The following is an 18,506-nucleotide window of genomic DNA, read 5'->3' on the forward strand; positions in this document are numbered from 1 at the left end:
GTTGTGGGCGCACAACCCACCGCGCGGCTCACGCCGCCACCTCCTCGGGGACGACGGCGTCGAGCGACTCCGGGAACACCAGCACCCGCTCGACGGGCGCCGTCAGGGTGACGGGCGCCCCGACCGCCGGGGCCGCCGGAGTGCGCGCGTGCAGCATGGTGTCGCCGGTCTGCACGCCGACGGCGTGCTCGCGCCCGTGGTACTCGACCACGGACACCGCACCGGGGATGGCGCCCCCGCTGGCCGAACCACCCCCGCTGGTCGAGCTTGTCGAGACCCTGGTTTCGACAGGCTCAACCCGCGAGGACGAGAGGACGAAGTCCTCCGGGCGGATCGCCACCCGCACGCCGTCCCCCGCGCCCAGGGCGCCGACCGCGCGGCCGGTGAGCCGGACGCCGTCGCCCGCCGTCCCGGGCAGCTCGACCACCGCCTCGCCCCCGGACGCCGAGACGACGGTCGCGGGCAGGATGTTCCGGTACCCCATGAAGTCCGCGACGTACCAGCTCGTCGGGCTCTCGTAGAGCTCGTCGGGCGTGCCGACCTGCTGCACACGCCCCTCGCGCATGACGACCAGGCGATCCGCCAGGGAGAGCGCCTCCTCCTGGTCGTGCGTCACGTAGATGGTGGTCAGCCCGAGCGACTGGTGCAGACGCCGGATCTCGGTGCGCATGTCGAGCCGGAGCTTCGCGTCCAGGTTCGACAAGGGCTCGTCCATGAGCACCAGCGACGGTTCCAGCACCACCGCGCGCGCGATGGCGACGCGCTGCTGCTGCCCGCCCGAGAGCTGGCCCGGCAGCTTCCTGGCGTGCTCGCCGAGCTTGACCAGCGAGATCGCCTCGCGCACCCGCGACTCGATCTCGGCCCGGGGCAGGCCTTGCATCTGCAGGCCGAACGCGACGTTCTTCTCCACGGACAGGTGCGGGAACAGCGCGTACGACTGGAACACCATGCCGAACCCGCGCCGTTCCGGGGGCAGCGTGTCGATCCGCCTGCCGTCCAGCAGGATCTCGCCGTGCGTCAGCGGGAGCAGACCGGCCAGGCAGTTCAGCGCCGTCGACTTGCCGCAGCCCGACGGCCCGAGCAGGGCGACGAACTCGCCCGACCGGATGGTCAGGTCCAGCCCCGACAGCGCGTCCACCCCGCCGAACCGCCGGCCGACGCCGCGCAGCTCCAGCGACTCGAAGTCACTCACTCCTCTTCCTCCACCTTGCCGCCGCCGACCTCGCGGTCCCAGATGTCGAACGCCTTCACCATGGACTCGGCGTCGAGCGGCACGACGGCGTCCTGCGACTCGATGAGCTCGTCGAACTCGGGCCGGCCGAACTCCTCGATCACGTCCTGCGACTCCTGCGGCGCGAGGTCGAGCGTCGCGCCCTCGACGGCCGGGCCCGGGTAGAAGTAGCCGGCGTCGTACGCCTTGGCGTTCTGCTCCGGGGTGAGCATGTCCTGCAGCAGGAGCAGGATCGCGCTGATCTTGTCCGCGCTCTGCCCCTTCGGGATCGCGGCGTAGTGCGCGTCGGTGACCCACGTGAAGTCGTCGAACGCGGCGGCCTGCAGCGTGTTCGGGAGCTGACCCTCGGCGCGCGGCGCGATCTCCCAGCCGGTCGTGGTGGGGATCATCGACCAGGTGCCGTCGGCCATGTTGGTGATGACCTGGCCTGTGCCCGTGGGGTAGGTGTCGACGTACTGGCCGAGCTCCTTGAGGTACGCCCAGGTCTTGTCCCAGCCGTTCTCGGGGTCGCTCGGGTCCTCGTCCCCCAGGAGGTACGGCAGGCCCATGAGCAGGGTGCGGCCCGGGCCGGAGTTCGCGGGTCGGGCGTACCCGAACTTGCCGGGGTTGGCCTTCGCCCACTCGAGCAGCTCCTGGGGCGTCGCCGGGGGCGTGCCGACGACCTCGGGGTCGTACTGCAGCAGCGGCCCGGACGGGTAGTAGGTCGTCACGATGCCGTAGCCCTCGGCGAGCTCCTGCATCTTGGCGGCCGGCTCCAGGTAGTTCTCCTGGTTCGACACGCGGTCGCCGTAGTCGTCCACCACCGGGATCCACAGGTCCTGGCTGATGCCGGCCGCGAGCCCGTCGTTGCCCGTGAAGACGACGTCGATGGACAGGTTGCCGCTGTCGACCTGCGGCTTGACGATGCCCGTGACGTCGGGCGCGCCGCCGGTCTCCCAGGTGACGGACTCGATGACGTCCGGGTTCTCCTCCACGAACTCGTCGACCATGCCCTCGGTCAGCCGCTGGTTGCCCGCGACGTCCAGGATGTTCAGGGTCACGGGCTCGGAGGGCGTGTCGGGGACGTCGGCGGCGTCGGTGACGGCCCCGCCGCCGTCACCGCCGGGAGGTGCCGGCGGGGTACAGGCGGTCAGCAGGGCCAGCGCCGCGACGCCGACGAGCGCCACGGCCTTCTTCGAGGTGCGCATAGTGCCTTCCTCTCTCTCGGGCTCCTTCGCCCAGGGGATTCGTGCGCCGGGACGGGCGTCAGCTGACCGTCCCGGCAGGGGCGGGTCCTGTGGACCCGCGGATCGTGAGCTCCACGGGGAGCTGTGAGCCCGTCGGCGCACCGCCGCGCAGCCGGGCGAGCAGCAGGTCGACGGCGCGCCGGCCCAGCCGGGCCAGCGGTGCGCGCACCGTCGTGAGGGCGGGCGAGACGAGCGTGGCGAGCTGGACGTCGTCGAACCCCACCACGGACATCTCGCCCGGCACGTCGATGCCGCGGTGCCGCAGCCGGTCCAGGATGCCGAGGGCCATGAGGTCGTTGAACGCGACGACGGCGGTGGCGCCGCTCGCCACCGCGTAGTCGGCGGCCTGGGTGCCGCCCGCGAAGTACGGCTGGAAGTTGCCGAGCTCCGCCAGCTGGACGTCCCAGCGCCCGGCCGCGGCGATCAGCCCGGCGACGCGGCGTCCGCCCGACCAGGACGACGGCGGGCCGGCCGCGATGCCCACCGTCCGGTGCCCGAGCGCATACAGGTGCCCGAGCACCTGCGCGGCGCCGTCGGCGTCGTCCACGCACACGGACGGGATCGGCGGGGTCTCGGAGCCGGGCTCCGGGGGCAGCTCCCGGTTGGCCAGGACGGCGGTCACGCCGACCAGCGCCGCGCGGAGCTCGGCCTCGCCCGACCGCGGGGACGCCACGAGCAGCCCGTCCGTCCGGGTGGCCAGGGCGTCGATCAGCTCGGCCTCGACGTCGGCGTCCTCGTCGGAGTCCGCGACGAAGACCTCGTACCCCTCGGCCCGCGCCCGTGCCTGCACGGCCTTGGTCACCGTCGCGAAGTACGGGTTCTCCAGGTCGGGCACCAGCAGGCCGACGGCGTGGGTGCGCCCGATCCGCAGGCCGCTCGCCGCGCGGTTGGGCCGGTAGCCGAGCTCGGCTGCCGCGCGTGTCACGCGGTCGCGGGTCCCGGCGGCCACGCGCTCCGGCGAGGCGAGGGCGCGCGACACGGTGGAGATCGACACCCCTGCGGCGCGTGCGACGTCGTGCACCGTGACCATGGCACCCCCTCGTGACCGCGACGCTGCGAACGTTTGCACCCTATCGTACGGTTTGACCGCAAACGTTCGCAGCGTCACCAGGACGAGCGCCTAGGATGCGGAAGCGCTTACCCGAACCGGCGACGATGCCCCAGGAGGACCCTGTGACCGACAACTGGACCCTGCACCCCGACCGCGCGCTGCCCGCCGACTCCGTGACGCGGCCGATCGCCCGCGAGATCTACCTGGCGGTGCGGGACCTGCCGATCGTGTCGATGCACGGTCACGTCGACGTCACGGCCTTCGCCGACGACGAGCCGTTCCCCGACCCCGCCCACCTCCTCGTGGTGCCCGACCACTACCTGACGCGGATGCTTGTGTCGCAGGGCGCGAAGCTGCCGGAGCTGGGCGTGGGCCCGGTAGACGGTGGTCTCGACGGGCGGGTCCTGAGCCTGTCGAAGGGCGACCAGCGGACGGAGACCGACCCGCGGGAGATCTTCCGGCGCTTCTGCGCGGGCTGGAAACACTTCCGCGGCACACCCACGCGGTACTGGCTGGAGCACGAGCTCGTCGAGATCTTCGGCGTGACCGTGCACCCCTCGGCCGACACGGCCGACCAGGTCTACGACCAGATCGCCGACTGCCTCGCCGACCCGGCGTTCCGGCCGCGCGCCCTCCTGGACCGGTTCGCCATCGAGACGATCGGCACCACCGACCCCGCCTGGAGCACGCTCGACGAGCACGCCCGCCTCGCCGCCGAGCTGCCCGGCCGCGTGCTGCCGACGTTCCGCCCGGACCCGCTGCTGCACCCGGCCCGGCGGACGTGGCGGGGCGACCTCGAGCGGCTCGCCGCGGCGTCGGGCATCGCCACCGACACCTACGCGGGCTACCTGGCGGCGCTCCGCGAGCGCCGCGCGGCCTTCGTCGCGGCGGGCGGCCGGGCGACGGACCACGGTCACCTCAGCGCGGACACCACCCCGCTGCCCGACGACGTCGCGCGCGCCCTGTTCGACAAGGCGCTGGGCGCCGGGGCACCCACGGACGGCTCGGGGATCAGCGCGGACGAGGAGGCGGCGTTCTCGGCCCACATGCTGTTCCAGATGGCGGCGATGTCCGCCGAGGACGGGCTGGTCATGCAGCTCCACCCGGGCGTGCTGCGCGATCACGACGCCGCCGTCGCCGCCAGGTTCGGGCCGGACAAGGGATACGACATCCCGGTCGTGACCGAGTTCGCGCGGGGCCTGCGGCCGGTGCTGGAGGCGTTCGGGAACTCGGAGAGCTTCCGGATGATCGCCTTCACCGTGGACGAGGACGTGTACTCGCGCGAGCTGGCGCCGCTGGCCGGGGTGTACCCGGCGCTGCGGCTCGGCGCGCCCTGGTGGTTCCTGGACGCACCGGACGCCATGCGCCGGTTCCGCGAGGCGGCCACGGAGACGGCGGGCTTCTCGAACATGTCGGGCTTCGTCGACGACACCCGCGCGTTCTGCTCGATCCCCGCCCGCCACGACCTGGCCCGGAGGGTCGACGCCGGCTACCTCGCCCGGCTGGTGGCGGAGCACCGCCTCGATCTCGACGAGGCCGTGGACACCGCCGCTGACCTGGCCTATCACCTGCCGAAGCTGGCCTACGCGCCCCGCTGACGGCCGCGGTGCCGATGGGGAGCGACGCTAGGGTGGAGACTCCCGCATATCTGTACATGAATCGCGAGACGGACGGGACGACGACCCATGACCGGTGCTTCTCCGCGCTCTACCCATGCACCCCACCCGGCCTGGCTGCCCGATGACGCGTTCGCCGCGATCGGCAGACGCCGGGTGGTGGTCGCGGGCGACGGCGCCCTCGCGGGCACGGTCGCGGAGGAGGTGGCGGCTGCCACCGCACGGTTCGGCGGAGCGTTCTCCCGCCTCGAGGTGGGCGACGGCGTGGCCGACGCCGAGCTGGTGCTGACGCTCGCGCCGCCGCTGGACGAGCCGATCGAGACCATCCGGATCGCGGCCGGCTCGACCCCGTCGGCCGGCTCGACCGACGAGGGCCCGGCCACCCGGCACGACGACGCCGACGAGAGCTTCCGGTTCACGCGGGAGGCGGGCTCCGTCGTCGTGCAGGCGCCGACCGACATCGGGCTGCTCCGCGGGCTGTTCCACCTGGTGCGCCTGGGCGAGGCGGCGTTCGAGGGGCCCGACGCCGACGAGACGCACGCCCCCGCCACGGACCTGCGGATGCTCGACCACTGGGACAACGTGGACGCACACCCGACGATGGGCCAGGTGGAGCGCGGGTACTCCGGCGGCTCGATCTTCTACGACAACGGCTTCGTCCGCGCCGACCTGTCGCGCGTCGAGCGCTACGCGCGGCTGCTGGCCGCGGTCGGGATCAACCGCGTGGCGATCAACAACGTCAACGTGAACGAGCACGAGGCCCGGCTGCTGACCGACGACCTGGGCGACGTCGTCCGGATCGCCGCCGTGTTCCGGCGGTGGGGCATCCGGGTGCACCTGTCGGTGTCGTTCGCCTCGCCCATCGCCCTCGGCGGGCTCACCACCTCGGACCCGCTCGACCGGGACGTGGCGCACTGGTGGGTCCGGGCGGCGGCGCGGGTGTGGGACGCGATCCCGGACTTCGGCGGGTTCGTCGTGAAGGCCGACTCCGAGGGCCAGCCCGGGCCGTTCGCCTACGGCCGCACCCACGCCGACGGCGCGAACATGCTGGCCGCCGCCGTCGAGCCGCACGAGGGCCTGATCCACTGGCGGGCGTTCGTCTACGACCACCGGCAGGACTGGCGGGACCGGACGACGGACCGCGCCCGCGCCGCGTACGACCACTTCCATCCGCTGGACGGCGCCTTCTCCGGCAACGTGATCGTGCAGGTCAAGTACGGCCCGCTCGACTTCCAGGTGCGCGAGCCGGTCTCGCCCGTCCTGGCGGCCATGCCGCAGACACGGATCGCCCTGGAGCTGCAGGTCACCCAGGAGTACTCGGGCCAGCAGCGGCACGCCGTCTACCTCGGGCCGCAGTGGAGCCAGATCCTCGGCTTCCGCTTCTGGGAGGCCGCGGGCCGGGACGGCGGCTCGCCCACCGTGGCGGACCTCGCCACCGGCCGCGGCAAGGCCGCGGAGGACCCGGGCACCGGCACGTGGCGCAAGCCCGCCGGCGGGTTCGCCGCCGTCTCGAACGTCGGCGACGACGAGTTCTGGACGGGGCACCCGTTCGCCCAGGCCAACCTGTACGCCTATGGACGGTTGTGCTGGGACCCGACGCTCGACCCGGGCGCGCTGCTCGACGAGTGGGTGAGCCTCACGTTCCCGGGCGAGGCCGACGCCGTCGGGCAGGCCGTGCATGCCGTGCTGGACCGGTCATGGGAGACGTACGAGCAGTACACGGCCCCGCTCGGGGTGGGCTTCATGGTGCGCCCCGGCCATCACTACGGGCCCGACGTCGACGGGTACGAGTACACGCCGTGGGGCACCTACCACTTCGCGGACCGGGACGGGATCGGCGTGGACCGGACGGTCCGCACCGGGACCGGGTACGCCGGGCAGTACCCCTCGCCGTGGCGCGAGACCTACGAGTCGCTGTCGACCTGCCCCGACGAGCTGCTGCTGTTCTTCCACCACGTGCCGTACACGCACGTGCTGCACAGCGGGAAGACGGTGATCCAGCACATCTACGACACCCACTTCGAGGGCGTGGCGCGGGTGGAACGGATGATCGGCGCGTGGTCGGCGGTCTCGACGCTCGTGGACCCGCGTTTCTCCGAGCGGGTCGCGGAGCGGTTCGCCGAGCAGCTCCGCAGCGCGACCGAGTGGCGGGACCAACTTAATACGTACTTCTTCAGGAAGTCCGGCATCGCCGACGAACGAGGACGATCCATCTACTGAACCGGGTGAACTCCAGTAACGCTTCGGCTACGCGGACATCGGTACCGCGCGGCGGGGCGTCACCACCTGTGTAATCGAGGTTTCCCTCACACCTGGTGGTTTCCCCCATGCGTGCCGTTGTACCCCCCTCACCGGCCGCCCCCGCGGCCAGCCGTCCGCACCTCACCGAGGTGCACGGCATGCGCGGCCTGGCCCTCCTGCTGGTGGTGCTCTTCCACCTGTTCGGCGGGGGACGCGTGTCCGGCGGCGTCGACGTCTTCCTCGTGGTCTCCGGGTTCCTCGTCACCGGATCGCTCCTGCGCCGGGCCGAGACGAACGCCCTCCGGCTCAGCGCCGTCTACGCGCGGAACCTGGGACGTCTGGCGCCGTCGGCCCTCGTGGTGCTCGGGGCCGTGGCCGTCGCCGCGTGGCTGCTGCTCCCCAGCGGGCGGTGGCTGGAGGTGTGGCGACAGGTGGTGGCGTCCGGTCTCTACGTCGAGAACTGGGACCTGATCTCGAACTCGCTCTCCTACGGCGCGGCCGGACCGGCGACCAGCCCGCTCCAGCATTTCTGGTCGCTGTCCGTGCAGGGGCAGTTCCTGCTGGCCTGGCCGGCCGTGGTGCTCGTCGTGGCGTGGCTGTGCCGACGGGCGCGCGTCCAGGTCCGGCGTGGGCTCGCGATGGTCGCCGCGGTCGCGTCCGCCGCCTCGTTCGCCTACGCGCTGTACCTCACCGGAGTGCTGCAGCCCACCGCCTACTTCCACACCGCCACCCGGTTCTGGGAGCTCGGCGCCGGCGCGCTGCTCGCGCTCGTCCCGCTCCGCGGCGGCGCCGCCCTGCGCGCCGTGGGCGCCTGGGTCGGGCTCGGCCTCATCGTCTCGTCGGGCTTCCTGCTCGACGGCGGGACGCTGTTCCCCGGGCCATGGACGCTCTGGCCGGTGACGGGCGCGATGCTGGTGCTCGCGGGCGCCGGCACCACCGCGGCATGGAGCCCGCGCCGGATGCTCGAGCTGGCGCCGCTGCGGTTCATCGCCGACATCTCGTACGAGCTGTACCTGTGGCACTGGCCGGTGCTCATCTTCTACCTGGCCGTCCGCGACTTCCCGGCCGTGGGGCTAAAGGGCGCGACCCTGGTGCTGACCGTGTCGCTGATCCTCGCGTGGGTCACCCGCGAGGTGGTCGCGCGGCCCGTGAGCCTCGCGCTGCCGCGCAGCATGACCCCGGCGCGGTCGGCCGGCACGCTGCTGGCCGCCGGCGTCGCGATGGCGCTCGTCCTCGTGCCGACGCTCGTGGCGAGCGTCGACCTGCGAGAGCGCGAGGCGGCACAGCTCGAGGCGCTCCAGCACCTCGGCGTCGAGTACACGGGGGCCGGGGCGCTGACCGCACGGGGGACGGACGCCTCGTCGGGCACGCCATCCTCCGTGAGCGGCGCCTCGGTCCGCGAGGTGTCCCAGGAGGTGCCCGTGCGGCCCGACCCCGAGCTCGCGAAGACCGACGAGACCCGGGTGGACCACAACGAGGAGTGCATCCAGGAGCACGGCGACGGCCCCGGCCTCGACCAGGTGCGGATGTGCACTCTCCACGACCCCGCCGAGCCCACGCGGACGGTGCTCCTCGCCGGCGGTTCCCACACCTACCAGTGGGCGGCGGCAGTGAATCGGCTGGCGCGGGAGAACGGCTGGCGCGTCCTGGTCGCCGGGAAGGGGCAGTGCCGCCTGAAGTACGAGCCGGTACCGACCGACGACTGCGCGCGCTGGAGCGCGAACGTGCTGGTCGAGGCGGACTCCCTGGACCTCGACGCGGTGTTCGTGACCGGCTCGCGCACCCACGAGGACCAGCTGGAGTTCGTCATACCCGAGGAGGTGGCAGCCTGGCAGCAGCTCGACGCCGCCGGCATCCCGGTGGTCACGATCCGCGACAACCCGCGGTTCAACTGGAGCCCGCCGAACTGCGTGCGGGGGAACGGGCGCGACGCGCCCCGGTGCGCCCTGGACCGGTCCGAGGTGTTCGCGAAGAGCAATCCCGTGGAGGACTTCCCGGGCGTGCCCACGACCGCCGGGCACGTGGACCTCTCGGACGTGCTCTGCAAGCCCCGGTGGTGCCCGCCCGTGGTCGGGAACGTGATGGTCTACCGGGACGGCTCGCACCTGACCGCTACCTACCTGCGCACGCTCACCCCGGCGCTCGCCACGGCGGTGCGGCACGCGGCGCCGTGGCTGTACTGACGGCCGGGCCTGGCCTGGTCCGTCGGGCGTCGGGCCGTCGCGGGGCTACCGTCCCGTCGGAGTCACGCGCGGCACGTGCCGCGTGTGACTGAAGGTGCCCTTGCCGAAGGCCAGCACCTTGTCCGGTTCCACGGCGAACACGAGCGCGGGGTCGCCGATGTCGTTGCGGAACACGTCGTCGTCCTGCTCGAAGTGCCATCGGCCGTCCCACTTGGTGCGCCAGGCCGCCGCGAGCCGCGCCAACGTGTCCCGGTCGATGACGCGCCTGGCCTCGCCCTCGACCATGACGTCCAGTCCTTCGTCCCAGGTGTTGTTGCCGGTGGTCAGCACGACGTGCGGGTTGCGCACGAGGTTGACGGCCTTCTGCTCCTCGGGGCCGGTCGTGAAGTGCAGCGCCCCATCGAGCCAGACGGCGACGAGCGGCGTGACGTGCGGGCGGCCGTCGGCGCGCACGGTGGCCAGCCAGGTGATCTGGGCGTTCTCGAGCACCTCCCGGGTCGCCTCCCAGCTGGTCGGCTCGGCGTCGGTGTCGCTGAACCGGGCATCGAGAGTGGTCACTGGGTCGTTCATGGCCGTGCTCCTCAGGGTTGGGTCGGTCGGGGTCGGGTCGGTCGGGGCCGCTCACGACATCGACGACGAGCTCACCCCGGTGGACGACGGCCACCTGGACGCCGAGCTCCGCGCCGTCCGCCGTCAGGTGGTCGACGGCCTCCTGGACGCGGGCCTGTGCGTCGCTGTTCCCCATGCTGTGTCCGACGGTGCGCCGGGCGAAAAGTCATCGGTGCCCATCCGGTGATCCCCGACGCCCTTGGCGTACGATAGTCGGATAGTAGGAATCTCTCACCGGAGGCTGCCATGACCATTCTGACTCTTCGGCCCAAGAACCAGGTGACAGTCCCCAAGGACATCGCCGAGGCTGCCGGCCTGCATGTCGGTGACGCCCTCGACTTCACAGTCGTCGACGGTGCAGTGGTGATCTCCAAGGTCGAGCTCGGTCGACGGGCAGAGGACACTCGCCCCACGGTCGAGGACTGGCTCGCCGCGGCCAACTACGTCGGCAAGCGTGACCGAGAGCTCCTGAACCGGCTCGCGCAGTGACGCACCTCGTCCCAGCGCACATCGCGCTGCGGATGTTCGAGGCCGCGGAAGGACTGAAGCCCGTCGTCCGCGACCTCGGGCTCCTCGAGTCCTCGCTGGCCCGCGCGAGCATGACGTCGTACGGCCAGGAGCTCTACCCGGGAATCCACCTCAAGATGGCGGCAACGCTCGACTCGGTGAACCGGAACCACCCGCTCGTCGACGGCAACAAGCGACTCGCTTGGATCGTCGTCGCGGCCACGTACCGCGTCAACGGCTACCCGGACCTTGCAGGCACGGTCGAGGAGCACGAGGCGCTCGTGCTGAAAGTCGCGTCCGACCACCCAGAGCTGGACTGGATAGCAGCTGAGCTGGAGTCGATGTTCGAGCCCGACGCCTGATCATGCCAGCCAGGCGCCTCGCGATCCGTAGCGCAGGAAGTCCGCGATCTGTCCAGTACGGAGCCTGCGGAATGTAGCGTAGATGGCCGGCAATCGATAGCACAGCGGGGATCAACCATCTGCCCGATGGACGCGCAGACCGGTCCGTTGGTCTAGTGGAGACCGGTCCGTTGGTCTAGTAGAGGTCCGGCCGGAGCTGGCATTACCCGGTGGTCATCCGAGGCGCGTACATGATGACCGCTACGCCGGCGAGGCAGATGAGCGCCCCGATGACGTCCCAGCGGTCGGGGCGGAAGCCGTCGACGGCCATGCCCCAGACGAGGGAGCCCGCCACGAAGATGCCGCCGTAGGCGGCGAGGATGCGGCCGAAGTGGGCGTCGGGCTGGAGCGTGGCGAAGAACCCGTACAGGCCCAGTGCGATCACCCCGGCGCCGATCCAGAGCCAGCCCTTGTGCTCGCGGACGCCCTGCCACACGAGCCAGGCGCCGCCGATCTCGAACACGGCCGCGGCGACGAACAGGACGATCGAGCGGGTCACGTTCATGCAGCGACGGTAACCCTCGATCGGTCCGGCGGGGCCAAGCCCGGACACGCCACTGCGGCCGTCGCGCACGAAGGGCTGGGGGCCCTTCGTGCGCGACGGGTGCGGCGCACCTGGACGGGACCGCGAGGACGCGGCGCCGTCGGCTGACCGTGTCGTCAGCGCGCCTTGCGGTCGAGGGCGGCGACCTCGCGGACGGACTCGGCGATGGCCCGGAAGTCCTTCTTCAGGATCGCGCCGTGGTTGCTGGTGACCTTGGCGCCGACCTTGATGTTCGGGTTGCGGGCCGTCACCCCGTCGAGGCTGGCACGGATGACCTCCTGCTCGTCACCCTTGCTGCCGAGCGACGTGCCCGAGGCGACGACGTACCGCGTCGGGACGGTGGTCCGGTCGAGCACGGGGCCGAGCTCGGCCGCCCGGGAGATCTTGCCGAGCTCGATGTTGCTGTCGGCCTGCTGGTCGGCAGACATCCGCGGGGTGATGCCCGTCAGCCGGAGCGGGACCATGAACCAGCTCATCTGGCGGAACATCTTGCGAATGCGTACCTCCATGGCGTCGTCCAGCCAGTCGTGCGGGAACGCGCCGTCCACCAGCACCGCGCCCATGGCGCGGTCCGGGTTCCGGTCGGCCCAGTGCGCCGCGACGACCGCCCCGTAGGACCAGCCCACCAGCAGTGCCCGCTCCACACCGCGGGCCGCGAGGACAGCGTCGACGTCGCGGACCGCGGCCTCGAAGGAGTAGTCGGCCGAGGTCTTGGACTTCTTGCCGCGGGCCCGCTCGTCGAAGGTGATGTGGCGGAAGCCGGTGCCCAGCTCGGCGACGACGCGCCGCCAGTAACCCTGGGTGGCGAACTGGCCGTTGCAGTAGATGACGGGGATGCCCGGGCCGCCGGTGTCGGTGACGGCCAGGGCCGTGTCGTCGACCGGCACCATGCCGGTCCACGTAGAGCTGGTCGAGGACGTGCTGTCGTTCGTCATGTTCTGCTCCTGGTCGTATCGAGAAGTGCGGGTTTTCGGGGGCTGCAGGCGTCAGACACTGCAGAGGCTCAGAGGCTGTGGGCGGTGATGTCGCCCTGCATGGTGGTGGCGCGGATGTCGAGCTCGACGGCGCCGTCGTTCTTGAGGGAGCTGCTGACGCGGCCCTGGCTGGTGCCGGCGTCCAGAGCGGCCGAGACGCCGGGGGCGGCGCCGACCGAGATGTGGCCGGACTGGGTGCTGAGCACGACCGTGCCGCTGGTGGCCTCGGCGACCCGGATGTCGCCCCGCTGGGTGCTGATCTGTGCGGGGCCGGTCAGGCGGCCGACCTCGACGTCGCCGTCCATGGTGCTCAGGCGAACGCTGGTGGCCTCGTCGATCTTGATCTGGTGGTACGCGCCCTCGAAGACGACCTCGCCCAGGCGGCCGACGCCGCGCAGCTCGGAGCTGGCGGAGGCGGCCTCGACGCGGGAGCCGGCGGGCAGCTGGACCGTGACCTCGACGGCCCCGGTCGGGCCGACGAGCTGGCTCTTCGGCTCGGGGGCGCTGACCCGCAGGACGCCGTCGGCGTAGGTGACGGTGGTCTGCTCGGCGGCCTGGACGTCGCGGCCCTTGGCGGCGTTGGCCGGCCGGACCTCGACAGTGGTGTCGGTGCGGTCCGCGGCGATGACCTGGACCCGCCCGGCGGGGGTGTCGATGACGGCGGAGATGGCGGCGGGGGTGTTGAACGTGTTCATGGCGATCGGCTCCTGTGCTGGGTGCTGCTCGTTGTTTCTGATACCGGAAACGCTACGTTGCTTTCCAGATCTGGACAACCACCTCGTTGCACCGTGGTCCCGTTTATGCAGGTCAGACCGCTAATATTGTTGCAACGGTTCAGAATGCAACGCAACGTAGTCAACGCAAATGTTGCAATGGGTCAGAAGTGAACGCTAGAGTGAGGGCACCAGGGAGCACCGCAAAGGACCGCCGAGGAGGTCGTCATGCCGGGAGGCAGGCTCACCAAGCAGGAACGCCAGCAGATCGCGCTGGGGCTGGCCGACAGCCAGCCCTACGCGGAGATCGCTCGCGGCCTCGACCGGCCGACCTCGACGGTCACCCGTGAGGTGATGCGCAACGGCGGTCCCACCGCCTACCGAGCCGACCTGGCGCACCGCGCCACCGAACGCCGCACGCGCCGGCGCAGGCCCGCGTCCCCGCGACCGGCGGCGCCCCCGCAGGCACACGGGCGCGACGCCGCGGCCGTGGCGGACTACGAGGAGACCCTCACCACCGTCCTCATGGGTTCCGGCCTGCCCCGGATGACGGCACGGGTGCTGACCTGCCTGTTCGTCAGCGACACGGGCAGCCTCACCGCGTCCGAGCTCGCCCGCCACCTCCAGGTCAGCCCGGCGTCGGTCTCCAAGGCGATCTCGTTCCTGGAGAGCCAGAGCCTCGTCCGCCGGGAACGCGCCGACGGCCGGCGGGACCGCTACGTCGTCGACAACGAGCTCTTCTACCAGGCGACGATCGCGGGCGCTCGGGCCAACACCGCGCTCGCCGAGACCGCACGGCAGGGCGTCCGGGTTCTCGGCCCGCACACCCCCGCCGCGGCCCGCCTGGAGAACATCGCCCGCTTCATGGACTTCGTCGGCGAGAGCATCGCCCGCGCGGCGGAGCAGGCCCGCGAGATCCTCCACGCCCAGGCCGCGCCGCCGTCGGACAACGCGGCGCCGCCGTCGGACGAGACCGCTCCGGGCCCGGACCGCCAATAGCCGGCGGACCGGCTACACGGGCGTGTCCCCCGGCACCTTCCGGTCCTCGACCTGAGCGCGCGCGGGCAGGCCGATGTCCCAGAACTGGATGGTCTGCAGGGTCCAGAAGAGCGCGAAGATCAGCATCATCACGGTCTCGACCACGAACAGCGTCTGCGGGAACAGCTCCGGGTAATACCTGTCGAGCACCACCATGGTCGCGAGCCCGACGACGAGCACGGTGGCCATCAGCACGGCTATCCACCGGTACCAGACCCGGTATGCGGCGGCCGACATGCCGCGCAGCCGCTCGAGCGCCTGGGCGGTGACCGCGTGGTCCGAGCCGTTGATCCAGGCGACGCCGACGAGGCAGGCGAACAGCAGGACCGCCGCGGCGTAGTGCGCCACCGCCAGGAAGCTCGCGGGCCAGGCCAGGAGCCACACGCCCGTCGCCGCCCAGGTCAGCCAGGTCAGCCACAGGTCAAAGCCTTCGCGGCGGAGCAGGTCGCGACGGCGCGGCCAGGTCGACAGCAGCACGACCAGGCCGCCGACCAGGAGCAGCGTCCCCACGTTGTTGCCGACCCGCTCGGGCATGTCGAGGCAGTACGGCTCGTCGGTGCACATCGCGGCGTCGAGCGGCGTCGGCACGAAGGCCACGGCGAACGCGAACATGCCGGCGAAGTTGAGCAGCACCTCCTCGGCACCGCGCCGCCCCTTGATCGCGATGAGGCACGTCCCGATGCCGACCAGCGTGCCCACGAAGATGCTCTGCACGGGCGAGTAGAAGTACGCACTGATCGACGCGTGCCACCACTCCTCGCCCGACCCGAGCCGCCCGTGGTCCGCGACGATCTGCATGACCAGCGACACGAACAGCACCAGCACCACTGCCACTATCGCCACCCGCAGATAGCGATAGGTCAGCCGTGCCGGGTCCCCCTGCTTGATTGCCATGGGCACACTTTGGCGCAAGAACCCCAGATCGGACAATGGGGGTGCGCGATGTCAGAACTGCGAGGGCAGGGCAGCGAACCTACGGGTGAAGTCCAGCGAATCTGCGAGATCCGTCTTGCTCAACCGGCCGAGGTGAACCGCTCCTCGACGTCCGACAGCAGGGGCCGCGCGTTGCGCAGGACGAGGGCGAGCCAGATCGCCGCGAGCAGGCCGAACACCGCCTCCGTGGTCAGCAGGACGATCCCGGCGGCGAGGACCAGCAGCGAGAGCGAGCCCAGCGTGACGAGCGGCCGCGCGCCCAGGAAGTGCGCCGCGAGGCGCGCCGTGTCCCGGGTCCGGAAGCCGAAGAACGACACGATCACCAGCGCGTTCACCATCCACAGGAGCAGCCCCGCCCCGATCACGACCAGCGCGCCCGCGTACCAGCCGGGCACGCCGCCCGCGCCGACGTTCGCCAGCCCCAGCAGGATCACCACCCCGGCGACCAGCCCCGGCACCCACACCTTCAGGGCGTCCGCCCAGTTCAGCCGGTATCCCCGCCAGAACGACGACGCCGGGGTGAGCCCCTCCGCCTTGGTCCGGTCGCGCAGTGCGAACAGCGCCGCCGACACCGCGGGCCCCACCGGCACCAGGCACAGCGCGAACAGGACCGCGTTACCCGGCGTGCGCGCCAGGAAGAGCGACACCAGCGCCCCCGGCAGGACCGCGACGACGAGCATCACCTCGACAATCAGGTACCAGTAGACGACGGCGGTCGCGCGGCCGAGCACACCCTCCCCGAACTCGCGCCGCACCCCCTCGCGGGGCCCGGGCCCTCCGCCGGGGCTCACGCCGGGTCTCCCGGTGGGTCCTCGCGCAGCAGCACCACGTCGGTCGGGTTGAGCACCAGGGTCTCTCCTCGTCGCACGGTCCGTCCGGTCAGCAGGTCGACGCCGGACCCCCACCTCGTTGTGGAACGTTTTCGAAACTATCGACGCTACTGCCGACAGTGTTTCCGTCTGGGACATTAGGGTGAGAAACGTCGGATCGTCAAGACTGGCCGCAGATCTGGCGGTTACGATCGAGAAGCGGTGTACCGTCAGTTCGAAAGTTCCGCGAACAACAGCGAAAGGTGGAATGCGATGACCAGCGTGCGCCCGGGCCCCACCATCGCGTCGATCGCGAGCGAGCTCGGCCTGTCGGTGCCCACGGTCTCCAAGGTGCTCAACGGCCGGGCCGACGTCGCCCCCGCCACCCGCGACCGCGTCGAGGCGGCGCTGGAGCGGCACCAGTACCGGCGGCGGCGTCCGGCCACCGCGCCGGCCGGCACCGGGCTGATCGACCTCGTCTTCCACCAACTCGGCTCGGCCTGGTCCATGGAGATCATCCGGGGCGTCGAGGACGCCGCGGCGGAGGCGCGCATCAGCGTGATCCTGTCCGAGCTGGGCGGCGAGCACCGCCCGCCCGCCCGGTGGCTCGACACCACCATCGCGCGCCCGCCGCTGGGCGTGCTGCTCGTCGCCGCGAACCTGTCCGACGGGCAGCACCAGCAGCTCGACCGGCGCAACATCCCGTACGTGGTGATCGACACCGACGGCGAGCCCCCGGCCGACGTCGCCTCCGTGGGCTCCGACAACTGGAACGGCGGGCTGGCGGCCACGCGGCACCTGCTCGCGCTGGGCCACCGCCGCATCGCGATGATCACCGGGCCATGGGACATGCTGTGCAGCCGGGCCCGGGTGGACGGGTTCCGTTCGGCGCACGAGGAGGCCGGCGCCGTCGTCGACCCCGCGCTCGTGCGGGAAGGCAACTTCTATGTGGAGGCCGGCTTCGACCAGGGCCTGGACCTGCTGTCCCTGCCGGACCGCCCGACGGCGGTGTTCGCCGGCTCCGACATGCAGGCCCTCGGGGTGCTCCGGGCCGCGCACCAGCTCGGGCTGCGCGTGCCCGAGGACCTGTCGGTGGTCGGCTACGACGACCTGCCGCTCGCGTCCTGGGTCGGCCCGCCGCTGACCACCGTGCGGCAGCCGCTCGGCGAGATGGGAGCGGCCGCCACGCAGATCCTGCTCGACATCGCACGCGGCCGTTCCCCGAAGGTCCGCCGCCTCAACCTCTCCACGGAGCTGGTCGTCAGAGACTCGACGGCGCCGCTGACCTGACTCCCCGCTGGTCGAGCGCCCCGCTGGTCGAGCCCCCCGCTGGTCGAGCGCCCCGCTGGTCGAGCTTGTCGAGACCTGGTGAGGTCTCGACAAGCTCGACCAACGGCGGCGGGCGGTCGGGGTCAGATCGAGCGCGCGTGCTCCGCCAGGCGGTCGAAGGCCGCGTCCAGGTCGGCGTCCACTACTTGCGCCTCGGGGTGGGCGTCGAACCAGGACATCTGCTCCTCGGCGCCGATGTCGTACGTGATGGTGGTGCCGAACTCCGGCACGAGCGTGCGCACCTTGGAGATGTCGAAGACCATCGAGTGCGCCTTGTCGCCGACCAGGCCGTCGCCGATCTCGGGCAGCACGCGGGCTATCGTCTCGGAGGCCACGTGCACCAGGTCCAGGCTGCGCACGCCCGCCGCCTCGCCGAGCCACGTGTAGATCTGGTCCCACGTCGGCGCGTGCGTGCCGGTGATGTGAAACGTCTCCCCCACGGCGAGCGGGTGACCGAGCAGGCCCACGAACCCGACCGCGAAGTCCTCGGTGTGCGTGAGCGTCCACAGCGACGTGCCGTCGCCGTGGACCACCACGGGCTTCCCGGAGCGCATCCGGGCCACGTCGGTCCAGCCGCCCGACGTCGGCAGCAGCGTGCGGTCGTACGTGTGCGACGGCCGCACGATCGTCACCGGGAACCCGCTCTCCCGGTACTCCCGGACCAGCAGGTCCTCGCACGCGATCTTGTCCCGCGAGTACTGCCAGAACGGGTTGCGCAGCGGCGTCGACTCCCGGACCGGCAGCCCCGCCGGCGGCGTCTGGTACGCCGATGCCGACGAGATGAACACGTACTGCCCGGTCCGCCCGGCGAACTGCGCGACATCGCGCACCACGTGCTCCGGGGTGAACGCGCGGAACTGCGCGACGACGTCGAACTCCCGGCCGCCCAGCGCCGTGGCCACTCCCTGGGCGTCGTTCGCGTCCGCGACGAGCGTCTCCACGTCCGCCGGAAGCGCACGGGCCGAGGATCTGCCTCGGTTGAGCACCGTCACCCGGTGCCCGAGCCGCGCGGCACGGGCCACCGAGGCATGGCTGATGATTCCGCTTCCACCGATGAACAGGATGCTCTTGGACGACATGGCCTCAATCCTTGCACCATCC

18 protein-coding genes are annotated in these 18,506 nt (G+C 71.6%); 8 read left to right on the top strand and 10 right to left on the bottom strand.

What is annotated here, in order from left to right; translation table 11 throughout:
• Positions 1-28 precede the first annotated feature (28 nt).
• The 3 genes from ACFT2C_RS21380 to ACFT2C_RS21390 are packed head-to-tail and all read right to left on the bottom strand — an operon-like array spanning position 29 to position 3,487.
• Positions 29-1,192, bottom strand: coding sequence for an ABC transporter ATP-binding protein (locus tag ACFT2C_RS21380; RefSeq protein ID WP_377209098.1), 1,164 nt, complete (start codon positions 1,190-1,192; stop codon positions 29-31).
• Positions 1,189-2,418: an extracellular solute-binding protein gene (locus ACFT2C_RS21385; protein ID WP_377209099.1), complete on the bottom strand. Its 1,230-nt coding sequence runs from the start codon at positions 2,416-2,418 to the stop codon at positions 1,189-1,191. Before ACFT2C_RS21385 ends, ACFT2C_RS21380 begins: the two co-directional genes overlap by 4 nt.
• Positions 2,419-2,476: 58 nt before the next feature.
• Positions 2,477-3,487: a LacI family DNA-binding transcriptional regulator gene (locus ACFT2C_RS21390; protein ID WP_377209100.1), complete on the bottom strand. Its 1,011-nt coding sequence runs from the start codon at positions 3,485-3,487 to the stop codon at positions 2,477-2,479.
• Between the two features lie 143 nt (positions 3,488-3,630).
• Here ACFT2C_RS21390 and uxaC point away from each other — a divergent pair, with 143 nt between their 5' ends.
• The 3 genes from uxaC to ACFT2C_RS21405 all read left to right on the top strand — a co-directional run bounded on the left by uxaC (position 3,631) and on the right by ACFT2C_RS21405 (position 9,548).
• The gene (uxaC, locus tag ACFT2C_RS21395; protein WP_377209101.1) at positions 3,631-5,106 is read left to right on the top strand and encodes a glucuronate isomerase; all 1,476 of its coding nucleotides are present in this window, start codon (positions 3,631-3,633) and stop codon (positions 5,104-5,106) included.
• Positions 5,107-5,193: 87 nt separating this feature from the next.
• A complete protein-coding gene (locus tag ACFT2C_RS21400; RefSeq protein WP_377209102.1) occupies positions 5,194-7,344 on the top strand; it encodes an alpha-glucuronidase in 2,151 nt (716 codons plus the stop codon).
• A 107-nt stretch (positions 7,345-7,451) separates the two neighbouring features.
• On the top strand, positions 7,452-9,548 hold the full coding sequence (locus tag ACFT2C_RS21405) for an acyltransferase family protein (RefSeq protein ID WP_377209103.1): 2,097 nt from the start codon (positions 7,452-7,454) through the stop codon (positions 9,546-9,548).
• Between the two features lie 45 nt (positions 9,549-9,593).
• Here ACFT2C_RS21405 and ACFT2C_RS21410 read toward each other — a convergent pair whose 3' ends face one another.
• Positions 9,594-10,118, bottom strand: coding sequence for a pyridoxamine 5'-phosphate oxidase family protein (locus tag ACFT2C_RS21410; protein ID WP_377209104.1), 525 nt, complete (start codon positions 10,116-10,118; stop codon positions 9,594-9,596).
• Here ACFT2C_RS21410 and ACFT2C_RS21415 point away from each other — a divergent pair.
• The 3 genes from ACFT2C_RS21415 to ACFT2C_RS21425 are packed head-to-tail and all read left to right on the top strand — an operon-like array spanning position 10,117 to position 11,026.
• Positions 10,117-10,344 (top strand): hypothetical protein, encoded by a 228-nt coding sequence (locus ACFT2C_RS21415; RefSeq protein ID WP_377209105.1) that lies wholly within the window; start codon positions 10,117-10,119, stop codon positions 10,342-10,344. The genes ACFT2C_RS21410 and ACFT2C_RS21415 overlap by 2 nt on opposite strands.
• Before the next feature lie 59 nt (positions 10,345-10,403).
• Positions 10,404-10,646: an AbrB/MazE/SpoVT family DNA-binding domain-containing protein gene (locus ACFT2C_RS21420; protein ID WP_377209106.1), complete on the top strand. Its 243-nt coding sequence runs from the start codon at positions 10,404-10,406 to the stop codon at positions 10,644-10,646.
• Positions 10,643-11,026, top strand: coding sequence for a type II toxin-antitoxin system death-on-curing family toxin (locus ACFT2C_RS21425; protein WP_377209107.1), 384 nt, complete (start codon positions 10,643-10,645; stop codon positions 11,024-11,026). The genes ACFT2C_RS21420 and ACFT2C_RS21425 overlap by 4 nt, the downstream gene beginning before the upstream one ends.
• A gap of 202 nt (positions 11,027-11,228) precedes the next feature.
• Here the strand turns inward: ACFT2C_RS21425 and ACFT2C_RS21430 are convergent, their stop codons facing one another.
• The 3 genes from ACFT2C_RS21430 to ACFT2C_RS21440 all read right to left on the bottom strand — a co-directional run bounded on the left by ACFT2C_RS21430 (position 11,229) and on the right by ACFT2C_RS21440 (position 13,278).
• The gene (locus tag ACFT2C_RS21430) at positions 11,229-11,570 is read right to left on the bottom strand and encodes a YnfA family protein (RefSeq protein ID WP_377209108.1); all 342 of its coding nucleotides are present in this window, start codon (positions 11,568-11,570) and stop codon (positions 11,229-11,231) included.
• 155 nt (positions 11,571-11,725) lie between these two features.
• Positions 11,726-12,544, bottom strand: coding sequence for an alpha/beta fold hydrolase (locus ACFT2C_RS21435; protein WP_377209109.1), 819 nt, complete (start codon positions 12,542-12,544; stop codon positions 11,726-11,728).
• Positions 12,545-12,612: 68 nt separating this feature from the next.
• Positions 12,613-13,278 carry a DUF4097 family beta strand repeat-containing protein gene (locus tag ACFT2C_RS21440; RefSeq protein ID WP_377209110.1) on the bottom strand — a complete coding sequence of 222 codons (666 nt, stop codon included), beginning with the start codon at positions 13,276-13,278 and terminating at the stop codon, positions 12,613-12,615.
• Between the two features lie 246 nt (positions 13,279-13,524).
• Between ACFT2C_RS21440 and ACFT2C_RS21445 the strand changes: the two genes are divergently transcribed.
• Positions 13,525-14,295 (top strand): helix-turn-helix domain-containing protein, encoded by a 771-nt coding sequence (locus ACFT2C_RS21445; protein WP_377209111.1) that lies wholly within the window; start codon positions 13,525-13,527, stop codon positions 14,293-14,295.
• 12 nt (positions 14,296-14,307) lie between these two features.
• Here ACFT2C_RS21445 and ACFT2C_RS21450 read toward each other — a convergent pair whose 3' ends face one another.
• Both ACFT2C_RS21450 and ACFT2C_RS21455 read right to left on the bottom strand, forming a co-directional pair.
• A complete protein-coding gene (locus ACFT2C_RS21450) occupies positions 14,308-15,228 on the bottom strand; it encodes a hypothetical protein (protein WP_377209112.1) in 921 nt (306 codons plus the stop codon).
• A 119-nt stretch (positions 15,229-15,347) separates the two neighbouring features.
• Positions 15,348-16,058, bottom strand: a complete 711-nt coding sequence (locus tag ACFT2C_RS21455; RefSeq protein ID WP_377209113.1) for a DUF624 domain-containing protein — start codon at positions 16,056-16,058, stop codon at positions 15,348-15,350.
• 291 nt (positions 16,059-16,349) lie between these two features.
• On the opposite strand from ACFT2C_RS21455, the gene ACFT2C_RS21460 reads away from it, so the two are divergent.
• Positions 16,350-17,366: a LacI family DNA-binding transcriptional regulator gene (locus tag ACFT2C_RS21460; protein WP_377209114.1), complete on the top strand. Its 1,017-nt coding sequence runs from the start codon at positions 16,350-16,352 to the stop codon at positions 17,364-17,366.
• Between the two features lie 122 nt (positions 17,367-17,488).
• On the opposite strand, the gene ACFT2C_RS21465 is transcribed toward ACFT2C_RS21460, so the two are convergent.
• Positions 17,489-18,484, bottom strand: coding sequence for an NAD-dependent epimerase/dehydratase family protein (locus ACFT2C_RS21465; protein ID WP_377209115.1), 996 nt, complete (start codon positions 18,482-18,484; stop codon positions 17,489-17,491).
• Between the last annotated feature and the right edge of the window lie 22 nt (positions 18,485-18,506).

The organism is Promicromonospora sp. NPDC057138 (assembly GCF_042670845.1).
Taxonomy (GTDB): Bacteria; Actinomycetota; Actinomycetes; order Actinomycetales; family Cellulomonadaceae; genus Promicromonospora.